This is a genomic window from Streptomyces sp. NPDC057307, from assembly GCF_042667665.1.
In the GTDB taxonomy this organism is placed as follows: Bacteria; Actinomycetota; Actinomycetes; order Streptomycetales; family Streptomycetaceae; genus Streptomyces.
This window is the reverse complement of the sequence record NZ_JBHUZM010000020.1, coordinates 1-20011: the sequence shown is the minus strand read 5'-3', so window position 1 is coordinate 20011 and position 20011 is coordinate 1. Positions and strand designations below refer to the sequence as shown.

Sequence of the window (20011 nt, the reverse complement as noted above, 5' to 3'; positions counted from 1 at the left end):
GCGTCCGGTGCGTGCGATCGCAAGGCGGAGGATCGCCCTCGTACTGGACGTACTTGGGTGACTCCGACAACGCGGCGAGTGTGCGTGCCGGGGGTCGCGCGCCAGGCGGGATTCGTCAGACAGGGCCTAGTTGCCCGGGTCGGAAGATCGCGCACGGAAAATAGCAGTATCAAGGAGCCCTGTCCCCGCATGTCCAGTGCGGGGAGCAGGGCTCCTGCCTTTGGGTGGGGTTACGAGGCGCCCACCGTCGCCGGGTCCCAGCCCGGCCGGGGCACGGACGCCAGCAGGCGCCGGGTGTACGGGTGGTCCGGGGACGCCAACACCCCGTCCGTCGGGCCCTGTTCGACCACCACGCCGCGCCGCATGACCAGCACCTCGTCGGTGATGTGCCGCACCACGGCCAGGTCGTGGCTCACGAAGACCAGCGCCACACCGGTGTCCCGGCGTATCTCGCCGAGCAGTTGGAGGATCTGCGCCTGGATGGACACGTCCAGCGCGGCCACCGCCTCGTCGAGCACCAGCACCTGCGGGTCGACGGCCAGCGCCCGCGCGATCGCGAGCCGCTGCCGCTGACCGCCGGACATCCCGTGCGGACGCGCCCCGGCCTCGCGGGCGCCGAGTCCCACCCGGTCGAGCAGCCCGTCGGCCAGTGAGTCGGCGCGGCCGTGCAACCGCAGTGCGGTGGTGAGGCATTGACGGGACGTCAGCCGAGGGTCGAGCGAGACGTACGGGTCCTGGAAGACCATCTGGATCTCCCTGGCCCTGCCCAGCCTGGCCGCTCTGCCGCGTGGCGTACGGGTCTCGCGGACGCGGCCCGCCACCCGTACGGTGCCGGCGTCGGGCCGTACGAGACCCACCAGCATCCGCGCCACCGTCGTCTTGCCCGAGCCGGACTCCCCCACGATGCCGAGCGAGCCGCCCGCGGGGACGGTGAAGCCGACCGCGTCCGCCGCGGTGAGCCGGCCGCCGCCGGGCATCGGGTACTCCTTGCGCAGCCCCTCCACCGCCAGCGCGTACTCCTGTCCGCCGTCCTTCATCGGACGCTCCCTTCCGTGGCCGTGACCGGCAGCCTGCGGCAGGCCGCCGTACCGCCGCCGTCCAGCGCGACCGGCTCCGGCCGCCAGGTCTCGCACGCGGCCTCCGCCTCCGGGCAGCGCGAGGCGAACTCGCAGCCGGTGAAGGCGTCGGCGAGCGAGGGCGGCCGCCCGGGGATGGGGCGGATCTCGGCCGCGCCGGTGTCCAGCGTCGGCGAGCAGTCGAGCAGCCCGCGGGTGTACGGGTGCCGGGGCCGGGCGAACAGGTCACCGGCGGACCGCTCCTCGACGACCCGGCCCGCGTACATGACGTACACGCGATCGCAGTAGGCGGCGGCCAGTTGCAGGTCGTGGGTGATGAAGAGCATCCCCGGCGCCCTGCTCCCGCCGGACGTCCGCAGGGACCTCAGCAGCGCCAGGATCTCCGCCTGGGTGGTGACGTCCAGCGCGCTGGTCGCCTCGTCGGCGAGCAGCAGGCGCGGTTCGACGGCGAGCGCGCCCGCGATGACGACGCGCTGGAGCATGCCGCCGGACAGTTCGTGCGGGCGCTGCCGCACCCGGCGTTCCGGGTCGGACAGGCCGACGGCGGCGAGGAGTTCGACCGCGCGGGCGCGGGCCGCGCGCTGGTCGAGTCCCGTTCCGCGCAGCCGCTCGGTGAGGAAGTCACCGATGCGGCGCACCGGGTTGAGGGCCGAGCGCGGGTCCTGGTGGACCATCGCGACCGTACGGGAGCGGTGGGCGCGCAGTGCCTCGCCGGTGAGGGACAGGACGTCCGTCCCGTCGACGGTGATCCGGCCGGTGGCGGTGGCGTCGCCCGGCAGCAGGCGCAGGGCCGCGTTGGCGGTGGTGGACTTGCCGGAGCCCGATTCGCCGACCAGGCCGACGACTTCGCCGCTCGCCACCCGCAGGGTGACGTCGGTGAGTACGGGCCGGGCGGTGCCGGGGAGTCGGACGGTGAGTCGGTCGATGTCGAGGAGCATGCGGTTACCTCCCGCTGCCGAGTCGGTCGGCGGCCCGCACCCCGACGACGTTGAAGGAGACCACGACGAGGGCGATGGCCAGGCCCGGCACGAGCGCCGGGAGCAGCGCGCCCTGGACGACGGCGGCCTGGCCCTCCTGGACCATCAACCCCCAGTCGGAGCTGGGCGGTTGGGCCCCGAAGCCGAGGTAGGACAGGGTCGCCAGGGACATCAGGGCCTCGCCGAAGAGGACGACGAGATACCCGACGATGGAGCGCCCCAGATTGGGTACGAGGTGCAGCGCGCAGATCCGCGCGCCGCCCATGCCCTGCACCCGGTAGGCGTCGATGTAGGGCTTACGGCGCTCCGCGAGCGCCACGGACCGGGTGTATTTGGCGACGGTGGGTGTGTAGGCGAGGCCCAGCGCCAGCACGGACGTGGTCATCCCGGCGCCGAAGACGGCGATGATCAGGACGGTGAACAGCAGGCCGGGGAACGCGTACATGACGTCCGTGATCCGGGAGACGAGCGTGTCCACCCAGCCGCCGCGCCAGGCGGCGAGCGTGCCGAGGGTGACGCCGAGCAGTGCCGCGATGGCCAGCAGCAGGACCGGCGCGATCAGGCTCGTACGCGCCCCGTGCAGCACCCGTGAGAGCAGGTCCTGGCCCGAGGAGTCGGTGCCGAGCAGATGGTCGCCGGAGGTGCCGACCAGTGACGCGGAGAGGTCGATGGCGTCGGGGGCGTACGGCGCGATGAGCGGCGCCAGGACGGCGGCCAGGACGACGAGGACGAGGAACCCGCCCGCGACGCGTGCACCGAGGGAGCCGCGGGACCGGGTCCCGCCGACGGGGGCGAGGGCCGGCGCCGTCATGCCGCACGCTCCTTCACTCGTGGGTCGAGCAGCGGATGGACGAGGTCGACCAGGGTGGTGACCACGATGTAGCCGGTGACCATCAGCAGCAGGACTGCCTGGGCGACCGGGAAGTCGTGGGTGTTGATGGCGCCGACGAGCAGCGAGCCGATGCCGCTGATGCCGAAGGCCGTCTCCACGACGACGGTGCCGGCGAGCATGCCCGCCATGACGAGGCCGCACATGGTGACGATGGGGCCGAGCGCGTTGCGCAGGACGTGTCCGCGGACGATGTCGCGTTCGGGCAGCCCCGACGCGCGCGCCACCTCCACATGGTCGGCGGTGCCCGCGTCGACCATCGCCTGCCGGGTGACCCGGCTGATCAGCGCGAGCGCGCCGAGTGCCAGGGAGACGGCGGGCAGGGTCAGATGGTGCAGCGTCCCGCCGAAGCCCTCGCCGCCGCCGGTGACGGGGAACCAGCCGAGCTGGACGCCGAACAGCGCCACGAGCGCGATGGCGGAGACGAAGGACGGGACGGACGCGGCGAGCGTCGTACCGCCGACGACCGTCGAGTCGACCCAGCTGCCGCGCCGGACGGCGGCGAGCACACCGGCCCCGACGCCGATGACGACGAAGAGGACGGTCGCGTACGCCACCAGCGCGAGGGTGGTGGGGAGCCGGGCGGCCAGCAGGTCGGCCACCTGGTCGCTGTATTTGAAGGACCGGCCGAGGTCGAGATGGACGCCGTCCCAGAGCCAGCGGCCGTACTGCTCGGCCAGCGGCTCGTCCAAGTGGTACTGCTGCCGGACCAGTTCGAGCTTCTCCGGGGTCAGTTTGTCGCGGCCGCCGGCCAGGAAGACGGCCGGGTCGCCGGGGGCCGCGTACACGGCGGCGAAGATCACGAACGAGGCGGCGAAGAGGGTGGCGAGGAGGCCCGCGAGGCGCCGGGATATTCGGGCGAGCATGGCGGTCAGCCCTTCCCGGTGCCGGTGCCGTCGGTCGTACCGGTGCCGGCCGCGCTGTCGGCGCTCTTGGTGCCCAGTTCGGCGGCCCACGGGTAGTAGAGGTACGCCATGGAGGCGGGGGGCCCGGTCAGTTTGTCGCCCAGCACCAGCACGGACGGGACCTGCGCGACGGAGATCCAGACGGCGGCGTCGGTGAACCTCCGCTGCACTTCTATGGCCAGTTCGGCGCGTTCGGCGTCGTCCAGCGTGCCGAGGGCCTTCTTCACCTGCGTGTCGTACGTCGCGTCCTTGAAGCCGACCCAGTTGTTGGAGGAGTCGGAGAGCCCGTTGTCGTAGAAGCCCATCGGGTCGGACTTGGAGATGTACCAGTCACCGACGAGGACGTCGATCTCCGAGCGGATCTGCGGGTCGCTGTAGAACTGCTCGAACTGCGCCGTCGGCACGGTCTTGATCTGCCCCTTGAGGCCGATCCGCTGGAGCGCGGAGCGGGTCGCGTTGGCGACGACCGTACGGCCCTGGCTGGCGTCGGTGCCGATGACGATCGGCTCGGCCTTGTTCACGCCCGACTCGTCGACCAGCTTCTTGGCGCGGGTCAGGTCGTCGGCGGACGGGCTCCCGGGCGCGTTCGTGATCTCCTTCTGGGCGGCTTCGAAGGCGGGCTTCTCGTACCCCCAGGCGCCGGCGCCGACGGGCGTCGCCCAGGGCTGGACGAGGCCGCCGTAACCGGACTTGGCGATGCCGGCGCGGTCGATCGCGAGGGAGAGTGCCTGGCGGACGGCCTCGTTCTTCAGGCCGCCGCGCTCGGTCGGGATGAGTACGAGCGAGGCGGTGGAGGGGCCGTAGTACTGGTCGATGCCCTTCTTGCCGCGCAGGGCGGAGGCGGTGTTGGGCGACTCGGTGTACGCGCCGTCGGCGGCGCCGGTCGTCACGGCGTTGACGAGCGCGCTGTCGGAGGCCCAGCGGAAGACGACCTTGTCGGTGAGCGCCTTCTTGCCCCAGTAGTCGTCGTAGCTGTGGATGATGATCGAGTCGCCGGAGCTCCAGCTCGCGAGTTCGTACGGCCCCGAGCAGGCGTCGGGCTGACCCGGCGTACCGAAGTCCTCGCCGGACTTCTCCACCTGCTTCTTGTTCCAGACGAGGCCCGCGTCACCGGCGAGTGCCTTGGTGAAGAGGGCGTCGGGCTGCTTGAAGGTGACGGTGATCTCGCGGTCGCCGCTCTTGGTCATGGCCTTGACGTTGCCGAACTCGTCGCTCTGCTCCATGTCCGGGTCGGCGTGCCGCTTCAGGCTGTACAGGACGTCGTCGGCGGTCATGGTCGTGCCGTCGTGGAAGGTGACGCCGTCGCGGAGGGTGAGGACGAGCGTGCGGTCGTCGGGGGTCGCGGCCTTCTCGGCGAGCAGCGGCTTCACCGACATGTCGGGCTGGAGCTGGTAGAGCCGTTCGCAGACGTTGGTGAGGACGACCCGGCCCGCGCTGGTGCCCTGGGTGTCGAGGTCGAGGGAGTCGGGCTCGTCCTCCAGGAGCCAGTTGGCCTCGGTGAGGCCGCCCTTCGCGGCGGGGGTGGTCGCCGACAGCGTGAGGGAGGCGGCGTCGGCGGTCTCGCCGCCGGTGCTGGTCTGGTCCGCGCCGCTACAGCCGGCGGCGAGCAGGGTCGCGACGGCCAGGCCGGCCGTGACGACGGTGGTGCGCGTGCTTCTCATCGCTGGGCTCCTGTGGTGGACATCGCGTGGTGCGGAAAGTCGTTCCCGCCGTCGCCGGTCTTGCCGTCGCCGGTCGCGTGCGCGGGGTCGTACGGGCGGTCGCCATACGGACCGTCGTACACGTTCCAGGGCATGTGCTGGTAGTCCCGGTCGCAGGGAGTACCGGCGGTGACGTGGTAGTCACCGCTGGTCAGGTCGACGCAGGAGGAGACGAGGGTGGCCCAGTGCTTGAGCCGCGGCTGCCTGGGGTCGGGGTGCGTGCACAGGGATTCGGGGAGTCCGAGGTGGTCGGACATCGCCTGTTTGATCAGCTTGCGGGACTCGTCGGGCCCGGTGGAGCCGCGCAGCCGGCGCAGCCCTTCCTCGGCGCGCGGGACGCGGACGAGGGAGTCGGACGACATGGGGCGGTAGCCCGCGGCGAGGGCGGCGGGGACGCCCGCCTGGTAGTGGTTGCCGTGCACGAGCAGCCCGTCGGTGGGGTAGAGCCAGCCGTGCCCGCCGGGCGTGGTCTCCAGGTCGATGGCGAAGCCCTCGCGGCAGGTGAGCAGCGCGTTGCTGGCGATGTGGGCGCGGGTGCCGCAGAGGACTTCGAGGGCGTCGGTGATGGTGGGCTGGTCGAGCACGGAGCGGCGTACGACGGTCTGGAGCAGCCCCACCGTGTCGTCGAACCGGCCGCCGAGTCCGTTCGCGTTGAGCGCGATCCCGGCCGAGTTGGCGCCCTGGCGGCCGACCTGTCCGGCCTCGACCTGCATGATCAGGGTGGGTTTGGGCGGCTGGACGATCCGCAGCATGACGACGGTGTCGGCGACGCCCGCGCGCCAGTCCCAGTTCTGACCGGCGTAGACGTGCCCGTCGCCGCTGGCGGCGCCGTACGCGGCGAAGGACGTGCAGCCGTCGGGTGCCTCGTCGGGGGTCTCGTCCGCGGCCGGGCTTCCGTCGCTCATCGAGGCGAACGACTTGTCGTAGATGACCTCGCCGCGGGCGTTGAGCGCGAGGACGTCGAGCAGGCTCACGCCCGCGCCGTCGGCGATGCCGCGCATCTCCTCGACGAGGTCGGGGGCGTAGGCGTCGACGGGGTCGAGCCAGCGCTCGGCGCGTGCGGTGACGCGGTCCCAGGTGAGACCGGCGGACTGGCCGAAGGCTTCCGCGTAGTAGCCGAGCGCGGCGTGCAGTTGGGGACGTACGGCCTCGCCGTACTGCTGGCCGCGCTCGCGCGGTGAGCCGGAGATCTCGATGACCGGAAGGGAGCGGGGTGCCATTGTTCTCCTCGCGACGGAACGATCCTGTAACGTCGATTTCAGGGAACGTTCCTCTTGGAATGCGTTGCCCAGGAGAGTAACGGCGGAGACAGGGAAGTCAATGGGTGTAATGGAGATTCCAGAATCTGGACAGCCGGCGGGCCCGGAGCCGGGGCCCTCGGGCGCCGGCGTGACCCGGCTGCGGGCCGCCGTGCGCGACCAGTGGGAGGAGCTGTCGGCGTCCGAGCGGGCGGTCGCGCAGTATCTGGCCAGCGCCCCGGTCGAGCAGTTGCTCTTCGCCGGCGCCCAGGAGCTGGGCACCGCGAGCGGCACGAGCAACGCGACCGTCGTCCGGGCCCTCCAGCGCCTCGGCTACGCGGGACTGCCCGCCCTCAAGCGCGAGCTGGCCGCCGACTTCACGGCGACGGTCGCCCCGGAGGTACGGCTCAAGCAGCGCATCGACCATGTCGGCGGGGACCTGGACACCATCTGGCGCGATGTCTTCGCCGAGGCCCGGGACCGTGTCGACCATGGCGGCCGACTCACCGAACCGGCCGCGCTGCGCCGCGCGGTGGCCGCGCTCGCCCCGGCGCGCGAGGTGTTCTGCTACGGCGTCGCCGCCTCCGAACTGGCGGCCCGGCACCTGGCGTTGGCACTGGGCCGGATCGGCCGCCGGGCCCGCTTCGTCGGCGAGACGGGCTTCGCCCTGGCGGACGCGCTGCTGGCGGTGGGCCAGGGGGACGCGGTGGTGATCTTCCAGCCGGGGCGCGAACTGATAGAGCTGACGGTCCTGGTGGAGCGGGCCAGAGCGGTCGGGGCCAAAGTCGTCCTGGTGACGGACGAGTTGGGCGAGACCTTCGCGAGCCGGGTGGAGTCGGTCCTCACCGCGCCGCACACACCGACCGGCATCACGGCGGAGTCCCTGACGGGGCTGGTGGTGGCGGACGTGCTGCTGCTGGCGCTCACCACGCTGGACGAGACGCGCGCGGTCGAGTCGTCCCATCAACTGACGGCGCTGCGCGAGCAGTTGCTGGCGCCGCGCCGAAAGGGCTGAAGCCGGGAGTCGTCAGTCAGCTGTACAACTCGTCGATCTCCGCCGCGAAGTCCGCCACGACCGCCGTCCGTCGCACCTTGAGCGACGGTGTCAGCTGCCCGCTCGCCTCCGTGAAGGAGACGGGCAGCACGCGGAAGCGGCGGATCGACTCGGCCCTGGACACCAGCCGGTTGGCCTCGTCGACCGCCCGTTGCAGCGCGGAGAGCAGGTCCTCGTCCGTGACCAGCTCGTCCCGCGTCAGGTGCTCCTTCTTCCTCATCTGGCGCCAGTGCGCGAGCCCTTCCGGCTCCAGGGTGATCAGGGCCGTGACGTACGGGCGGTTGTCGCCGAGCACCAGGCACTGGCCGATCAGCGGGTGGGCGCGCAGCCAGTCCTCCAGCGGGGCCGGGGCGACGTTCTTGCCGGCCGAGGTGATGATGATGTCCTTCTTGCGGCCGGTGATGGTGAGATAGCCGTCGTCGTCCAGCGCGCCGAGGTCCCCGGTCGCGAACCAGCCCTCGTCCAGGGCCGGTACGGGCTCGCCGCGCTCCATGTCCCAGTACCCGGTGAACACTTGGCCGCCGCGCAGCAGCACCTCGCCGTCGTCGGCGATCCGTACGGAGGTGCCGGGCAGCGGCCAGCCGACCGTGCCCAGCCGGGGTTTGAGCGGGGGCGTCACCGTGGCGGCGGCCGTGGTCTCCGTCAGGCCGTACCCCTCGAAGATCGTGATTCCCGCGCCCGCGTAGAAGGCGGCGAGGGGGCGCCCCAGCGGGGAGCCGCCGCAGATGGCCTGCACGACCTTGCCGCCGAGGGCGGCGCGGATGCGCCGGTAGACCAGCGGGTCGTAGAGCGCGCGGGCGGCCCTGAGGGGCAGCCCGGGGCCGGGGCCCGTACCGGCGGTGGCGGCCTCGACGGCCAGCCCGTACCGGCGGGCGATCCTCGCGGCGCGGTCGAAGGAGGCGGCGCGGCCCATCTTCTCGGCGGTGGCGCGGCCGGTGTTGAAGACCTTCTCCAGGACGTACGGGATGGCCAGCAGGAAGGTCGGCCGGAAGCCGGCGAGATCGGCTATGAGGTCGTCGGTGCGCAGCGACGGCGCGTGCCCGAGCCGTACCCGCGCGCGCAGACAGCCCACCGCGACCATGCGTCCGAAGACATGGGAGAGCGGCAGGAAGAGCAGCGTGGACGCGGGCTCCTTGCTCACCGACTTGAAGACGGGGTGGAGCAGTTCGATGCAATTGTCCACCTCCGCGAAGAAGTTGGCGTGCGTGAGGACGCAGCCCTTCGGGCTTCCCGTGGTGCCGGAGGTGTAGACGAGCGTCGCGAGGGACGCGGGCGAGAGCGCGGCGCGCCGCGCCTCCAGCTCCGCGTCGGGGACCTCGGCGCCGGCCGCGCGCAGCGCGTCGACGGCGCCGGTGTCGAAGGTCCAGAGGTGGGCCAGGTCCGGCAGTTGCCTGCGCTCGTGGCTGATCAGCCGGGCCTGTTCCCTGCTCTCGACCGCGCAGGCGACGGCGCCGGAGTCCTGGAGGATCCAGCGCGTCTGGAAGGCGGAGGAGGTGGGGTAGACGGGGACGGTGACCAGGCCGGCGGCCCAGGCCGCGAAGTCCAGGAGCGTCCACTCGTAGGTCGTACGGGCCATGATCGCGAGCCGGTCACCGGGCCGCAGCCCCTCGGCGATCAGCCCCTTGGCGACGGAGCGGACCTCGTCGGCGAACGCGGCGGCGGTGACGTCCCGCCAGCGCCCGTCGGCCTCTTTACGGCTGAGGACGGCCTCGTCCGGGGCGTCCCGCGCGTTGTCGAAGGGGATGTCGGCGAGGGAGCCGTCCGGGGCGGGCGGCACGAGGGGCGGTACGGAGACCTGTCGTACGACTCCGTCCACCCACAGCTTCTCGGGCTCGACCTGCGCGAGACCCGGCGGCGCGGACAGCGGCCCCGGCGGCACGGTCGTGCGCGACGGCTCCCGCTCGGGCGGTGGCTCCGGCGCGGACGGCGGCTCCGGCGCGGTCTCGGTGGGCGGCGTCCGCGCGGGCGGCGGCGCGGGCACCTGCCATGGCTGGGACCCGGCGCCATCGGCGGGTACGTCTCCGGACACGCGCTGTTCCCTCATCTCTGCACGGAGCGGGAGGCTCCGGCCCGGCCAGAGTAAATCCGGAGCGGCCCGCGAAATCAAGGCGGCGACGCCGCCACCGCCTCCCCCGGCCGACTACCGCCGCATGGCGGCCGAGTTGCCCGCCGGCCAACGTTCGCCGTCCAGCAGCCTCCCCAGCCCCGTCCACGCGAAGTTCATCAGCGTCGACGCGGCCTCCTTGGCCGAGACGTCCGGCGTCTCGTTCGCCCAGCCGGCCAGCGCCTCGGCGGCGCCGACGAGCGCCTGCGCGACCCCGACGACGTCCCGGTCACCGAGGTCGGCCAGATCCGGCGAGGCGGGCGACGCGCGGCCCGCGTCCCTCAGCAGACCGGTCACCAGGGCGATCAACTCCTCCCGCATCGAGCCCACTTCGGCGGCGAACGACTCCCCGTGCGTACGGGCCTGCCGGTGCAGCACCGACCAGGCGTCGGGGTGCTCCGCCGTATGCGCGAAGAACGCGGTGAGCCCGGCCCACAGTTGCTCGTCCGGCGCGAGGCCCGGCTCCACGACACCGGCGCGTACGGCCGCGAGGAGCGCGCCGGCCTCGCGGCGGATGCACGCGGTGAACAGGTCCTCCTTGGAGTTCAGATACAGATAGACCAACGGCTTGGAGACACCGGCCAGTTCGGCGATCTCGTCCATCGAGGCCGCCCGGTATCCCCGCCGCCCGAAGGTCGCCACCGCGGCGTCCATCATCTGCCGCTCACGCACCTCGCGCGGCATCCGTTTGATCTTCCCCACGCCTGCGGAACCCACCTGGTCGTCCTCCCACCCCACGTCCCCCCGAACCCGGGTAAGCCTACGGTCAGCGGGGAAGACGCGGCGGCGCCCCCGGCCGAAAGGGCCGGGGGCGCCGCCAGGGCGTAACTCGTGGTCCGTCACCGCGTCACGCGGCGACCGGGACCCCGGTCTTGCGGTCGCTGGGCTCGGGCTCCGGGTCCGGCTCGTCGATCGGGTTCGCCGACGCCGAGTTGTACTTGTCGTGGTCCAGGATCTTCTCCCGGGCCGCGACGATGACCGGGACCAGGGCCTGGCCCGCGACGTTCGTCGCCGTACGCATCATGTCCAGGATCGGGTCGATCGCCATCAGCAGACCCACACCCTCCAGCGGCAGACCCAGCGTGGAGAGGGTCAGGGTCAGCATGACCGTCGCACCGGTGAGACCGGCCGTGGCCGCCGAACCGACCACCGAGACGAAGGCGATCAACAGGTAGTCCTGGATGCCGAGTTGGACGTCGAAGATCTCCGCGATGAAGATCGCCGCCAGCGACGGGTAGATCGCCGCGCAGCCGTCCATCTTGGTGGTGGCGCCGAACGGGACGGCGAAGCTCGTGTACTCCTTCGGCACGCCGAGGCGCTCGGTCACCCGCTGGGTGACGGGCATCGTGCCGACCGAGGAGCGGGAGACGAAGGCCAGCTGGATCGCGGGCCAGGCGCCCTTGAAGAACTGGATCGGGCTGACCTTGGCGACCGTCGCGAGCAGCAGCGGGTAGACGCCGAAGAGGACCAGGGCGCAGCCGATGTACACGTCGGCGGTGAAGGTCGCGTAGTCGCCGATCAGGTCCCAGCCGTAGTCCGCGATGGCGTAGCCGATGAGGCCGACGGTGCCGATCGGGGCGAGCCGGATGACCCACCACAGGGCCTTCTGGAGCAGTTCGAGCACGGACTCGCTGAGCGCCAGGATCGGCGCGGCACGGTCACCGAGCTTGAGCGCGGCGATACCGGCGACGGCGGCCATGAAGACGATCTGGAGGACGTTGAGTTCGGTGAACGGGGTGATGACGTCCGTCGGCACGATGCCGGTCAGGAAGTCGATCCAGGAGCCCGAACCCTCGGGCTTCTGGCCGTCCTTCGGGGTGAGGCCGGTGCCGGACCCCGGGTTGGTGATCAGGCCGATCACGATGCCGATGACGACGGCGATCAGCGAGGTGATCAGGAACCAGAGCAGCGTGCGCGAGGCCAGTTTGGCGGCGTTGTTGACCTTGCGGAGGTTGGTGATCGACACCAGGATCGCGAAGAAGACCAGCGGGGCGACGGCCAGCTTCAGCAGTTGGACGAAGATGCTGCCGATCTTGTCGAGCGTGGTGTAGAGCCAGTTGATGTCCTGGCTGCGGGCGAGCCAGCCGAGCAGGACGCCGAGTACGAGACCGGCGACGATCTGGGCCCAGAACGGGACCTTGGGTATGGAGAGACCTGGGCCTGAACCGGCCGGCTTGTCGGCCTGGTCGGCCTTGCCGGTGGTGGCGGGCTCGGAATTCGCGGACACGGACACACTCCAGTTGGGCATACGGAGGTACGGGGACGAGGGGGTGGAACTGGGGGGTGCGGCGCCCGTGCGTCAGAAGGGGCGCCGCCGCATGAAGCGGGCTCGGATCAGCGAGAGCCGCAACAGACCGCGGACATGCAGCGGCAGAGATCGACATGCAGGCGCGCCACGAGCGGGACGCTCACGGCAAGAGGGCGCACTGATGTCTTCATGCCCAGTACATTAACACCGGGACTTTGGGATACTCAAAGGTCTGCTTTGAGGTATCGCCACACGGAGGGCCGCGCGGAGAGCCGCCAACTGCCCCTGGAACACCGACGCCCCAGCGCGTGAGCGGCTGGGGCGGGACGGACCGGGGTACGGGCCGGCGTACGGGTGTGACGAAACTTACGCGGTGCTTATGGCGCCCATAGGGGACAGGGGCGCGTCCTACTGGGTCGCGCCGTCCTCCTGCGTACGGTTCGCCTCCAGCCTGGCCTTCGCGGAGTCGACCTTGCCGACGAGCTGCGCGGACATCTCGTCGCGCTGCTTGCGCAGCAGGATGAAGCTGAGCGGCGCGGAGACGACCAGCGCGAGCAGCAGCACCCAGATGAAGTTGGAGTCGCCGAGCCCCTTGGGCAGCGCGCCGAACTGGACCAGGGCGGCGACGACGACGAAGGACCCGACGAAGATGCCCAGGCGCATCGCGGTGTAGCGAATCGTGGCGCTCGTTCTGGCGGCGGTCACAGCGGCCCTCTCTCCTCGTGCTCCTCGTGGTGCCGTACGCGTCCGGCGTACGGCATCCAGTGAAGCACGCCGTCCGGCGTCCCATATAAGGGGGTTACCGCTCAGGGCACTCGGTTCAAGGCACTCGGCTCACGGCACTCGGTTCAAGGGACCCGGTGCAGCGGCAGCAGCATCGTGATGTCGTCGCGGTCGTCGCCGGGTGCCACCCGTATCGCGTCCGGCACCCGGCCGACCTCCTTGTAGCCGCACGACTCGTAGAAGCGGTCCACCCCCGTGCCGCCCCGGCAGGTGAGCCGTATCGCCTCGATGCCGTCGATGCCGCGGGCGGCGTCGGCCGTCGCGGCCATCAGGTCGCGGCCGTATCCCCTGCCCTGGTGCCGCGGGTGGACCATCACCGTGTACAGCCAGAGCCAGTGCCGCATCAGCCGGTGGGTGTTGAACGTGAGGAAGGCCGTGGCGGCCACGGCGCCCTCCTCGTCGTACCCGACGAGCAGCCGGGTCCGCCCCTCGGCCATCGCCACCAGGTGCTTGACCAGCTCGGCGCGTACGTCGTCCGGATTCGCCGGGGGTACGAAGCCGACGGCGCCGCCCGCGTCGGAGACGTCCGTCCAGAGCGTGACGACGCCGTCGCGCAGCGCCGGGTCGACGGGCGGGTCCAGGATGAACGTAAGCGGCATTTCGCAACGGTAACCATTACTCGCCCATGCGCTCAACCCCGGTCCAGAACGCGAGAAGCCCCAGCTCGGCGAGCTGGGGCCACTCAACGGGAACGTACCGGAGGATCAGAGCCGCATCGGCTGCGGCGTCTCGCGCCGGTCCGCGTCGGGGCCCGGGTACTCCTTGATGATCTCGTAGCGCGTGTTGCGTTCGACGGGCCGGAAACCGGCGTCGCGGATCAGGTCGAGCAGATCCTCACGGCCGAGCTTGTTCGGCGTGCCGTAGTTGTCGGCGTCGTGCGTGATCTTGTACTCGACGACCGAGCCGTCCATGTCGTCCGCGCCGTGCTGGAGCGCGAGTTGGGCGGTCTGCACACCGTGCATCACCCAGAAGACCTTCACATGCGGGACGTTGTCGAACAGCAGCCGGGAGACGGCGAAGGTCTTCAGCGCCTCGGCGCCGGTGGCCATCGTCGTACGCGCCTGGAGGCGGTTACGGACCTTGCCGTCCTGCATGTCGACGAAGTCGTGCTGGTAGCGCAGCGGGATGAAGACCTGGAACCCGCCGGTCTCGTCCTGGAGTTCACGCAGCCGCAGGACGTGGTCGACCCGGTGCCTGGGCTCCTCGATGTGGCCGTACAGCATCGTGCACGGGGTCTTGAGACCCTTCTCGTGCGCGAGCCGGTGGATGCGCGACCAGTCTTCCCAGTGCGTGCGGTGGTCGACGATGTGCTGCCTGACCTCCCAGTCGAAGATCTCGGCGCCACCGCCCGTCAGCGATTCGAGCCCGGCGTCGATCAGCTCGTCGAGGATCTCACTGGCCGTCAGTCCGGAGATCGTCTCGAAGTGGTGGATCTCGGTGGCCGTGAACGCCTTGAGCGAGACCTCCGGCAGCGCCTCTTTGAGCGCCTTGAGCGAGCGCGGGTAGTAACGCCAAGGGAGCGTCGGGTGGAGCCCGTTGACGATGTGCAGCTCGGTGAGGCTCTCGCCGCGCATCGCGTTCGCGAGGCGGACGGCCTCCTCGATGCGCATCGTGTACGCGTCCTTCTCGCCCGGCTTGCGCTGGAACGAGCAGTAGGCGCACGACGCGGTGCACACGTTCGTCATGTTGAGGTGACGGTTGACGTTGAAGTGGACGACGTCACCGTTCTTGCGCGTCCGCACCTCGTGCGCGAGACCGCCCAGCCAGGCCAGGTCGTCCGACTCGTAGAGGGCGATGCCGTCCTCACGGGTCAGCCGCTCACCGGCCCTGACCTTCTCCTCCAGCTCGCGCTTGAGCCCCACATCCATGACAGATGCAGTCATGCGGCGCCTCCCACTGTGTGTGCCATTTGTCCGCCGGACGCCCGGTTATCAGGCTCCACCAACCGTACGCCTACGTTTCGTCGGGAAGTTCGCCGACCCGGTTCTCCCACTTCGTGGAGAGCACGATGGTCGTACGGGTCCGCGAGACGCCCTTCGTACTGCCGAGGCGGCGGATCGTCTTCTCCAGACCGTCGACGTCGCCCGCGCGGACCTTGAGCATGTACGAGTCGTCGCCGGCGATGAACCAGCAGTCCTCGATCTCGCTCAGACCGCGCAATCGGTGCGCGACGTCCTCGTGGTCGGCGGCGTCGGAGAGCGAGATGCCGATCAGCGCGGTGACACCGAGACCGAGCGAGGCCGAGTCGACGGTGGCGCGGTAGCCGATGATGACGCCTGCGGCCTCCAGCCGGTTGATGCGGTCGGTGACGCTGGGCCCGGAGAGCCCGACGAGCCGGCCGAGCTCGGCGTACGAGGCTCTGCCGTTCTCCCTGAGGGCCTGGATGAGCTGCCTATCCACGGCGTCCATATGCCTGAAGCCTTCCATTGTTCAGCAATCTCGCAAGTTGATGTATGCAATCTAAGGCAGTGTGCGATCTGAGGCGGTGTGGCGATGAGCCGGTTCCGCGCGGGACTAGCGGGGCTGGTGTCCTTCGGGGTCCGGATCCGGCCCCGTACGGGAGCCGCCGCCCAGCTCCCCCTCCCAGCGGCGGTACAACCGGTGCGGCACCCTCGCCGCGTCCAGCACCCGCCCGGCGACGAAGTCCACCAGGTCCTGGATGTGCGTCGCCCCCGCGTAGAAGCCCGGGGACGCGGGCAGCACGACGGCGCCCGCCTCGTCCAGGCTCACCAGATGCTTGAGGGTCCCGCCGCCCAACGGGGTCTCCCGGACGGCGACCACCAGTGTGCGGCGCTCCTTGAGCGTGACGCTCGCCGCGCGTTGCAGCAGGTCCTTCGACAGCCCGAGCGCGACACCCGCCACGCAGGCCGTGGAGGCGGGGACGATCAGCATCCCCTTGACCGGGTACGACCCCGAGGACGGCCCGGCCGCCAGATCACCGGCGGCCCAGTGCCGTACGTCCGACACGTCGGGGGCGAAGGTGTCCGGCTTCCCGTCGGCGCCCCGGGCCAGCCAGGTGCGCAGATCGTCCCGCCAGTGCGCGTCACGGAAGGAGATCCCCGTCTCGTCGAGCAGCGTGAGGCGCGAGGCGCGGCTGACGATCAGGTCGACGCTCTCGTCGGCGTCGAGCAGCCCGCGCAGCACCGCCGCCGCGTACGGGGTCCCCGACGCGCCGGAGACTCCGACGACCCACGGCCGCCGGGGCCCCGCCGTGGGCCGCTCGGTGTGCCGCTGGTCATCGAGGTCCGATCCGGGTTTCACGCGTCCGACCCTATCCGGCGTACGGAAGCAGGAACCGGGGACGGTACCTCGCGCGTTCCAGGGATGGGAGCGCGACAACCCTTGGGGGGCGACATGCCGGATTCATCCATCGACAGGAACGCGGTGCGCCGTATCAAGGCGGCGGCCGCGCTGATGCTGGGCTGGCTGGCGCTGCTCTGGATCCTGGAGGCCGTGGACACCTCGACGGGCGCGCTGGAGACGTACGGGCTGAGCCCACGCGATCTGGGCGAGCTGCGCGATGTCATCCCGATGGCGTTCCTGCACCACGGATTCGACCATCTGGCGTCCAACGCCCTGCCGTTGCTCGTGCTCGGCTTCCTCGCGGCGCTCAGCGGCATAGGCCACTTCCTGCGCGTGGTCCTCACGATCATGGTGGTCGGCGGCCTGGGCGTCTGGCTCACCGCCGCGGACAACTCCGTCACGGCGGGGGCGTCCGGCGTGGTCTTCGGGCTGCTCGGCTATCTGCTGGTCCGCGGCTTCGCGAACCGCAGCATGGTGGACATCGTGGTGGGCGTGCTGGTCCTGGTGATGTACGGATCGGCGCTGTGGGGCGTCCTGCCGACGAATCCGTCGGTGAGCTGGCAGGGGCATCTCTTCGGGCTGATCGGCGGGGTGCTGGCGGCGTTCATGTTCCGCCGCCCCAAGCGCCGGGTCCCGGCGGGCGCGCTCATATCCTGACCGCGCCCACCGTTCCGGTCCGTCAGACGGTCAGGCCGCGTACGAGCAGGTCGAGCAGCGCGCAGATGAAGAGCGCCATCCCGATGAAACCGTTCACGGTGAAGAAGGCCCGGTTGAGACGGGACAGATCGTTCGGCTTCACGACCTGGTGCTCGTAGAGGAACGCGGCGGCGACGATCAGCAGACCGACCCAGAAGAACAGACCGGCGTCGGTGGCCAGCGCGTACCAGACCAGCAGGGCCGTGGTCACGACGTGCGCGACCCGTGCGCCGTACAGCGCGGCCGGGATGCCGAAGCGCGCCGGGACGGACTTCACACCGTGCGCGCGGTCCGCCTCGACGTCCTGGCTGCCGAAGATCAGGTCGAAGCCGCCGATCCAGATGCCGACGGCCAGACCGAGGATGACGGCGTCCCACGACCACTCGCCGGTGACGGCGATCCAGGCGCCGACCGGGCCCATGGCCTGGGCGAGGCCGAGGATGGCGTGCGGGAAGTTCGTGAAGCGCTTCCCGTACGGATAGACGACCATCGGGACCACGGCGACGGGAGCGAGCGCCAGACAGAGCGGATTGAGCAGGGCGGCGGCGCCCAGGAACACCACGAGGGCGACGAGCGCGCCCGTCCACGCGGAGCGCACCGACACCGCGCCGGTCACCAACTCGCGGTTCGCGGTACGGGGGTTACGGGCGTCGATCTCGCGGTCGATGATCCGGTTGCAGGCCATCGCGAAGGTCCGCAGGCCGACCATGGCGATGGTGACGAGCAGCAGCCGGCCCCAGTGGATGTTCTTGTCGAGCTGGAACATGGCCGTCAGCGCGGCGATGTACGCGAACGGCAGCGCGAAGACCGAGTGCTCGATCATCACGAGCCGCAGGAACGCCCGCGTCCTGCTGCCGGACGGCGCGGGTCCGGGCCCTGAGCGGCCCGGCCGCCCCTGTCGTCCCTGCCCGACGAGTCCGTCGGCTCCCTCGGCGGCACTGGTCACAGGCCGTACTCCCTCCAGCGCTTCGTCACCCGGTCCGCGGTCTCCGGGTCGGACTCGACCATCTCCGGCCAGCCGCCGTCCCGCGTGTACCCCTCCTCGGGGAGTTTGCGCGTCGCGTCGATACCGGCCTTGCCACCCCAGAACTGCTGGTACGAGGAGTGGTCGAGGTGGTCGACCGGGCCCTCCACGACCGTCAGGTCCCGCGAGTAGTCGGTGTTCCCCAGCGCCCGCCAGGACACCTCGTGCAGATTGTGGACGTCGCAGTCGGCGTCCACGACGACGATCAGCTTGGTGAGCGACATCATGTGGGCGCCCCAGATGGCGTGCATCACCTTCTGCGCGTGCTTCGGGTACTTCTTGTCGATCGAGACGATGGCGCAGTTGTGGAAGCCGCCGGACTCCGGCAGGTGGTAGTTCACGATGTCGGGCACGATGATCTTGAGCAGCGGCAGGAAGAACCGTTCCGTCGCGCGCCCCAGCGGCCCGTCCTCCGTCGGCGGCCGGCCGACCACGATCGACTGGAGCAGCGGGCGCTTGCGCATCGTCACGCAGTCGATGGTCAGCGCGGGGAACGGCTCCTGCGGCGTGTAGAAGCCGGTGTGGTCGCCGAACGGCCCTTCCGGCAGCATCTCCCCCGGCTCCAGCCAGCCCTCGATGACGACCTCGGCGTTGGCCGGCACCTGGAGCGGCACCGTACGGCAGTCGACCATCTCGATCCGCTTGCCCTGTACGAAGCCGGCGAAGAGGTACTCGTCGATGTCACCGGGCAGCGGGGCGGTGGAGGCGTACGTCACGGCGGGCGGACAGCCGAACGCGATCGCGACGGGCAGCCGCTCACCGCGCCTGGCGGCGACCTGGTAGTGGTTCGCGCTGTCCTTGTGGATCTGCCAGTGCATGCCGATGGTGCGCTTGTCGTGGCGCTGGAGCCGGTAGAGCCCGAGGTTACGGACGCCGGTCTCCGGGTGCTTGGTGTGTGTCAGACCGAGGTTGAAGAAGGATCCGCCGTCCTCGGGCCAGGTGAACAGCGCGGGCAGCCGGTCCAGATCCACGTCGTCACCGGTGAGGACGACCTCCTGCACGGGCGCGCTGCCGGGCTTCACCTTCTTCGGCGGCACATGCGTCATGGTGCCGAGCTTCCCGAACGCCTCGCGCACCCCCACGAAACCCTGCGGCAGTTCGGGCTTGAGCAGCCCGCCGATCTTGTCGCTGATGTCCGTGTACGACTTGAGGCCGAGCGCCTTGAGGAGCCGGCGGTCCGTCCCGTACACGTTCATCGCCAGGGGCATGTCGGAGCCCTTGACGTTCTCGAAGAGAAGCGCGGGCCCGCCGGCCTTGTTCACCCGGTCGACGATCTCGCCGACTTCCAGATACGGATCGACCTCCGCCTTGATGCGCTTGAGGTCGCCGTCGCGCTCCAGCGCCCGGAGCAGAGAGCGAAGATCGTCGTAAGCCATGCCGTCCAGTATCTGCTACTCGCTACCCTGGACCTGTAACCGGGGCCACCGCCCCGTAATCGATCTCCATTCCCAGGGGGCGCCATGCTTCGGGTGCTGATGATTCTGGTGCCGCTGGCTCTCAGCATCTATGCCTTCATCGACTGCATCACCACCGACGAGAAGGACATCCGCCATATCCCCAAGCCCATCTGGGCCATTCTGGTGCTGCTCTTCCCGCTGGTCGGCTCGATCGCCTGGCTGATCGCGGGCAAGAAGCCCACGGCCGGCATCGGCTCGGCGGGCGGCCGCCGGGGCGGCTGGGTCGCGCCGGACGACAACCCCGACTTCCTCAAGTCCCTTGAGAAGGACGGCAAGAAGGACGGCACGAAGGACGCGGCGGCTCAGGACGGCGAGAAGAAGGAAGAGACGCCGGCCGCGGACCACGCGGATCGCCCGGACCACGCGAACACCGCGAAGACCGCGGACGCGCTGGCCGAACTGGAGCGGCGCGAGGCCGATCTGCGCCGCCGGGAGGCCGAGATCGAGCGCCGCGAGAAGGAGAAGGGCGGCAGCGCCGACGACGTCCCGCCCGCGGGGCCGACGGCCTGAGCCACCTCACGCCTCGTACGACAGCGGCGCGCCCCCGGTCGTCCGGG

Annotated in this window: 19 protein-coding genes; 3 read left to right on the top strand and 16 right to left on the bottom strand. The window is 70.7% G+C overall.

The window, feature by feature from the left end:
• Nucleotides 1–230: 230 nt before the first annotated feature.
• From ACFUN8_RS10780 to ACFUN8_RS10755, 6 genes are read right to left on the bottom strand one after another with little or no spacing between them, the layout of a single operon-like run.
• On the bottom strand, nucleotides 231–1037 hold the full coding sequence (locus ACFUN8_RS10780) for an ABC transporter ATP-binding protein (protein WP_383634385.1): 807 nt from the start codon (nucleotides 1035–1037) through the stop codon (nucleotides 231–233).
• Nucleotides 1034–2014, bottom strand: coding sequence for an ABC transporter ATP-binding protein (locus ACFUN8_RS10775; protein WP_383634383.1), 981 nt, complete (start codon nucleotides 2012–2014; stop codon nucleotides 1034–1036). Before ACFUN8_RS10775 ends, ACFUN8_RS10780 begins: the two co-directional genes overlap by 4 nt.
• Before the next feature lie 4 nt (nucleotides 2015–2018).
• Nucleotides 2019–2864: an ABC transporter permease gene (locus ACFUN8_RS10770; RefSeq protein ID WP_383634381.1), complete on the bottom strand. Its 846-nt coding sequence runs from the start codon at nucleotides 2862–2864 to the stop codon at nucleotides 2019–2021.
• Nucleotides 2861–3808, bottom strand: coding sequence for an ABC transporter permease (locus ACFUN8_RS10765; protein ID WP_383634379.1), 948 nt, complete (start codon nucleotides 3806–3808; stop codon nucleotides 2861–2863). The genes ACFUN8_RS10770 and ACFUN8_RS10765 overlap by 4 nt, the downstream gene beginning before the upstream one ends.
• A gap of 5 nt (nucleotides 3809–3813) precedes the next feature.
• Nucleotides 3814–5508: an ABC transporter substrate-binding protein gene (locus ACFUN8_RS10760; RefSeq protein ID WP_383634377.1), complete on the bottom strand. Its 1695-nt coding sequence runs from the start codon at nucleotides 5506–5508 to the stop codon at nucleotides 3814–3816.
• On the bottom strand, nucleotides 5505–6767 hold the full coding sequence (locus tag ACFUN8_RS10755) for a C45 family autoproteolytic acyltransferase/hydolase (protein WP_383634375.1): 1263 nt from the start codon (nucleotides 6765–6767) through the stop codon (nucleotides 5505–5507). Before ACFUN8_RS10755 ends, ACFUN8_RS10760 begins: the two co-directional genes overlap by 4 nt.
• A gap of 109 nt (nucleotides 6768–6876) precedes the next feature.
• Between ACFUN8_RS10755 and ACFUN8_RS10750 the strand changes: the two genes are divergently transcribed.
• Entirely contained in the window at nucleotides 6877–7800 is a 924-nt protein-coding gene (locus tag ACFUN8_RS10750) for a MurR/RpiR family transcriptional regulator (RefSeq protein ID WP_383634373.1), read from the top strand.
• A gap of 16 nt (nucleotides 7801–7816) precedes the next feature.
• Here the strand turns inward: ACFUN8_RS10750 and ACFUN8_RS10745 are convergent, their stop codons facing one another.
• From ACFUN8_RS10745 to ACFUN8_RS10710, 8 genes are all read right to left on the bottom strand, one after another.
• On the bottom strand, nucleotides 7817–9718 hold the full coding sequence (locus ACFUN8_RS10745) for an AMP-dependent synthetase/ligase (protein WP_383634480.1): 1902 nt from the start codon (nucleotides 9716–9718) through the stop codon (nucleotides 7817–7819).
• A 261-nt stretch (nucleotides 9719–9979) separates the two neighbouring features.
• A complete protein-coding gene (locus tag ACFUN8_RS10740) occupies nucleotides 9980–10627 on the bottom strand; it encodes a TetR/AcrR family transcriptional regulator (RefSeq protein ID WP_383634478.1) in 648 nt (215 codons plus the stop codon).
• A gap of 163 nt (nucleotides 10628–10790) precedes the next feature.
• On the bottom strand, nucleotides 10791–12170 hold the full coding sequence (locus ACFUN8_RS10735) for a dicarboxylate/amino acid:cation symporter (RefSeq protein WP_383634371.1): 1380 nt from the start codon (nucleotides 12168–12170) through the stop codon (nucleotides 10791–10793).
• Nucleotides 12171–12599: 429 nt separating this feature from the next.
• Complete coding sequence (locus ACFUN8_RS10730) at nucleotides 12600–12896, bottom strand: DUF4229 domain-containing protein (protein ID WP_383634369.1); 297 nt, start codon at nucleotides 12894–12896, stop codon at nucleotides 12600–12602.
• A 143-nt stretch (nucleotides 12897–13039) separates the two neighbouring features.
• A complete protein-coding gene (locus tag ACFUN8_RS10725) occupies nucleotides 13040–13573 on the bottom strand; it encodes a GNAT family N-acetyltransferase (protein ID WP_383634367.1) in 534 nt (177 codons plus the stop codon).
• A gap of 105 nt (nucleotides 13574–13678) precedes the next feature.
• Nucleotides 13679–14842: an aminofutalosine synthase MqnE gene (gene mqnE, locus ACFUN8_RS10720; protein ID WP_383634476.1), complete on the bottom strand. Its 1164-nt coding sequence runs from the start codon at nucleotides 14840–14842 to the stop codon at nucleotides 13679–13681.
• A gap of 85 nt (nucleotides 14843–14927) precedes the next feature.
• Nucleotides 14928–15383, bottom strand: coding sequence for an Lrp/AsnC family transcriptional regulator (locus ACFUN8_RS10715; RefSeq protein WP_023539462.1), 456 nt, complete (start codon nucleotides 15381–15383; stop codon nucleotides 14928–14930).
• A 105-nt stretch (nucleotides 15384–15488) separates the two neighbouring features.
• Complete coding sequence (locus ACFUN8_RS10710) at nucleotides 15489–16235, bottom strand: UbiX family flavin prenyltransferase (protein ID WP_383634364.1); 747 nt, start codon at nucleotides 16233–16235, stop codon at nucleotides 15489–15491.
• 93 nt (nucleotides 16236–16328) lie between these two features.
• Between ACFUN8_RS10710 and ACFUN8_RS10705 the strand changes: the two genes are divergently transcribed.
• On the top strand, nucleotides 16329–16934 hold the full coding sequence (locus tag ACFUN8_RS10705; protein ID WP_383634362.1) for a rhomboid family intramembrane serine protease: 606 nt from the start codon (nucleotides 16329–16331) through the stop codon (nucleotides 16932–16934).
• A gap of 22 nt (nucleotides 16935–16956) precedes the next feature.
• On the opposite strand, the gene mqnP is transcribed toward ACFUN8_RS10705, so the two are convergent.
• Both mqnP and ACFUN8_RS10695 read right to left on the bottom strand, forming a co-directional pair.
• The gene (gene mqnP, locus ACFUN8_RS10700) at nucleotides 16957–17919 is read right to left on the bottom strand and encodes a menaquinone biosynthesis prenyltransferase MqnP (protein ID WP_383634360.1); all 963 of its coding nucleotides are present in this window, start codon (nucleotides 17917–17919) and stop codon (nucleotides 16957–16959) included.
• Nucleotides 17916–19373 carry a menaquinone biosynthesis decarboxylase gene (locus tag ACFUN8_RS10695; RefSeq protein ID WP_383634358.1) on the bottom strand — a complete coding sequence of 486 codons (1458 nt, stop codon included), beginning with the start codon at nucleotides 19371–19373 and terminating at the stop codon, nucleotides 17916–17918. Before ACFUN8_RS10695 ends, mqnP begins: the two co-directional genes overlap by 4 nt.
• Nucleotides 19374–19457: 84 nt before the next feature.
• Between ACFUN8_RS10695 and ACFUN8_RS10690 the strand changes: the two genes are divergently transcribed.
• Entirely contained in the window at nucleotides 19458–19964 is a 507-nt protein-coding gene (locus ACFUN8_RS10690; RefSeq protein WP_383634356.1) for a PLD nuclease N-terminal domain-containing protein, read from the top strand.
• The last annotated feature ends 47 nt before the right edge of the window (nucleotides 19965–20011 follow it).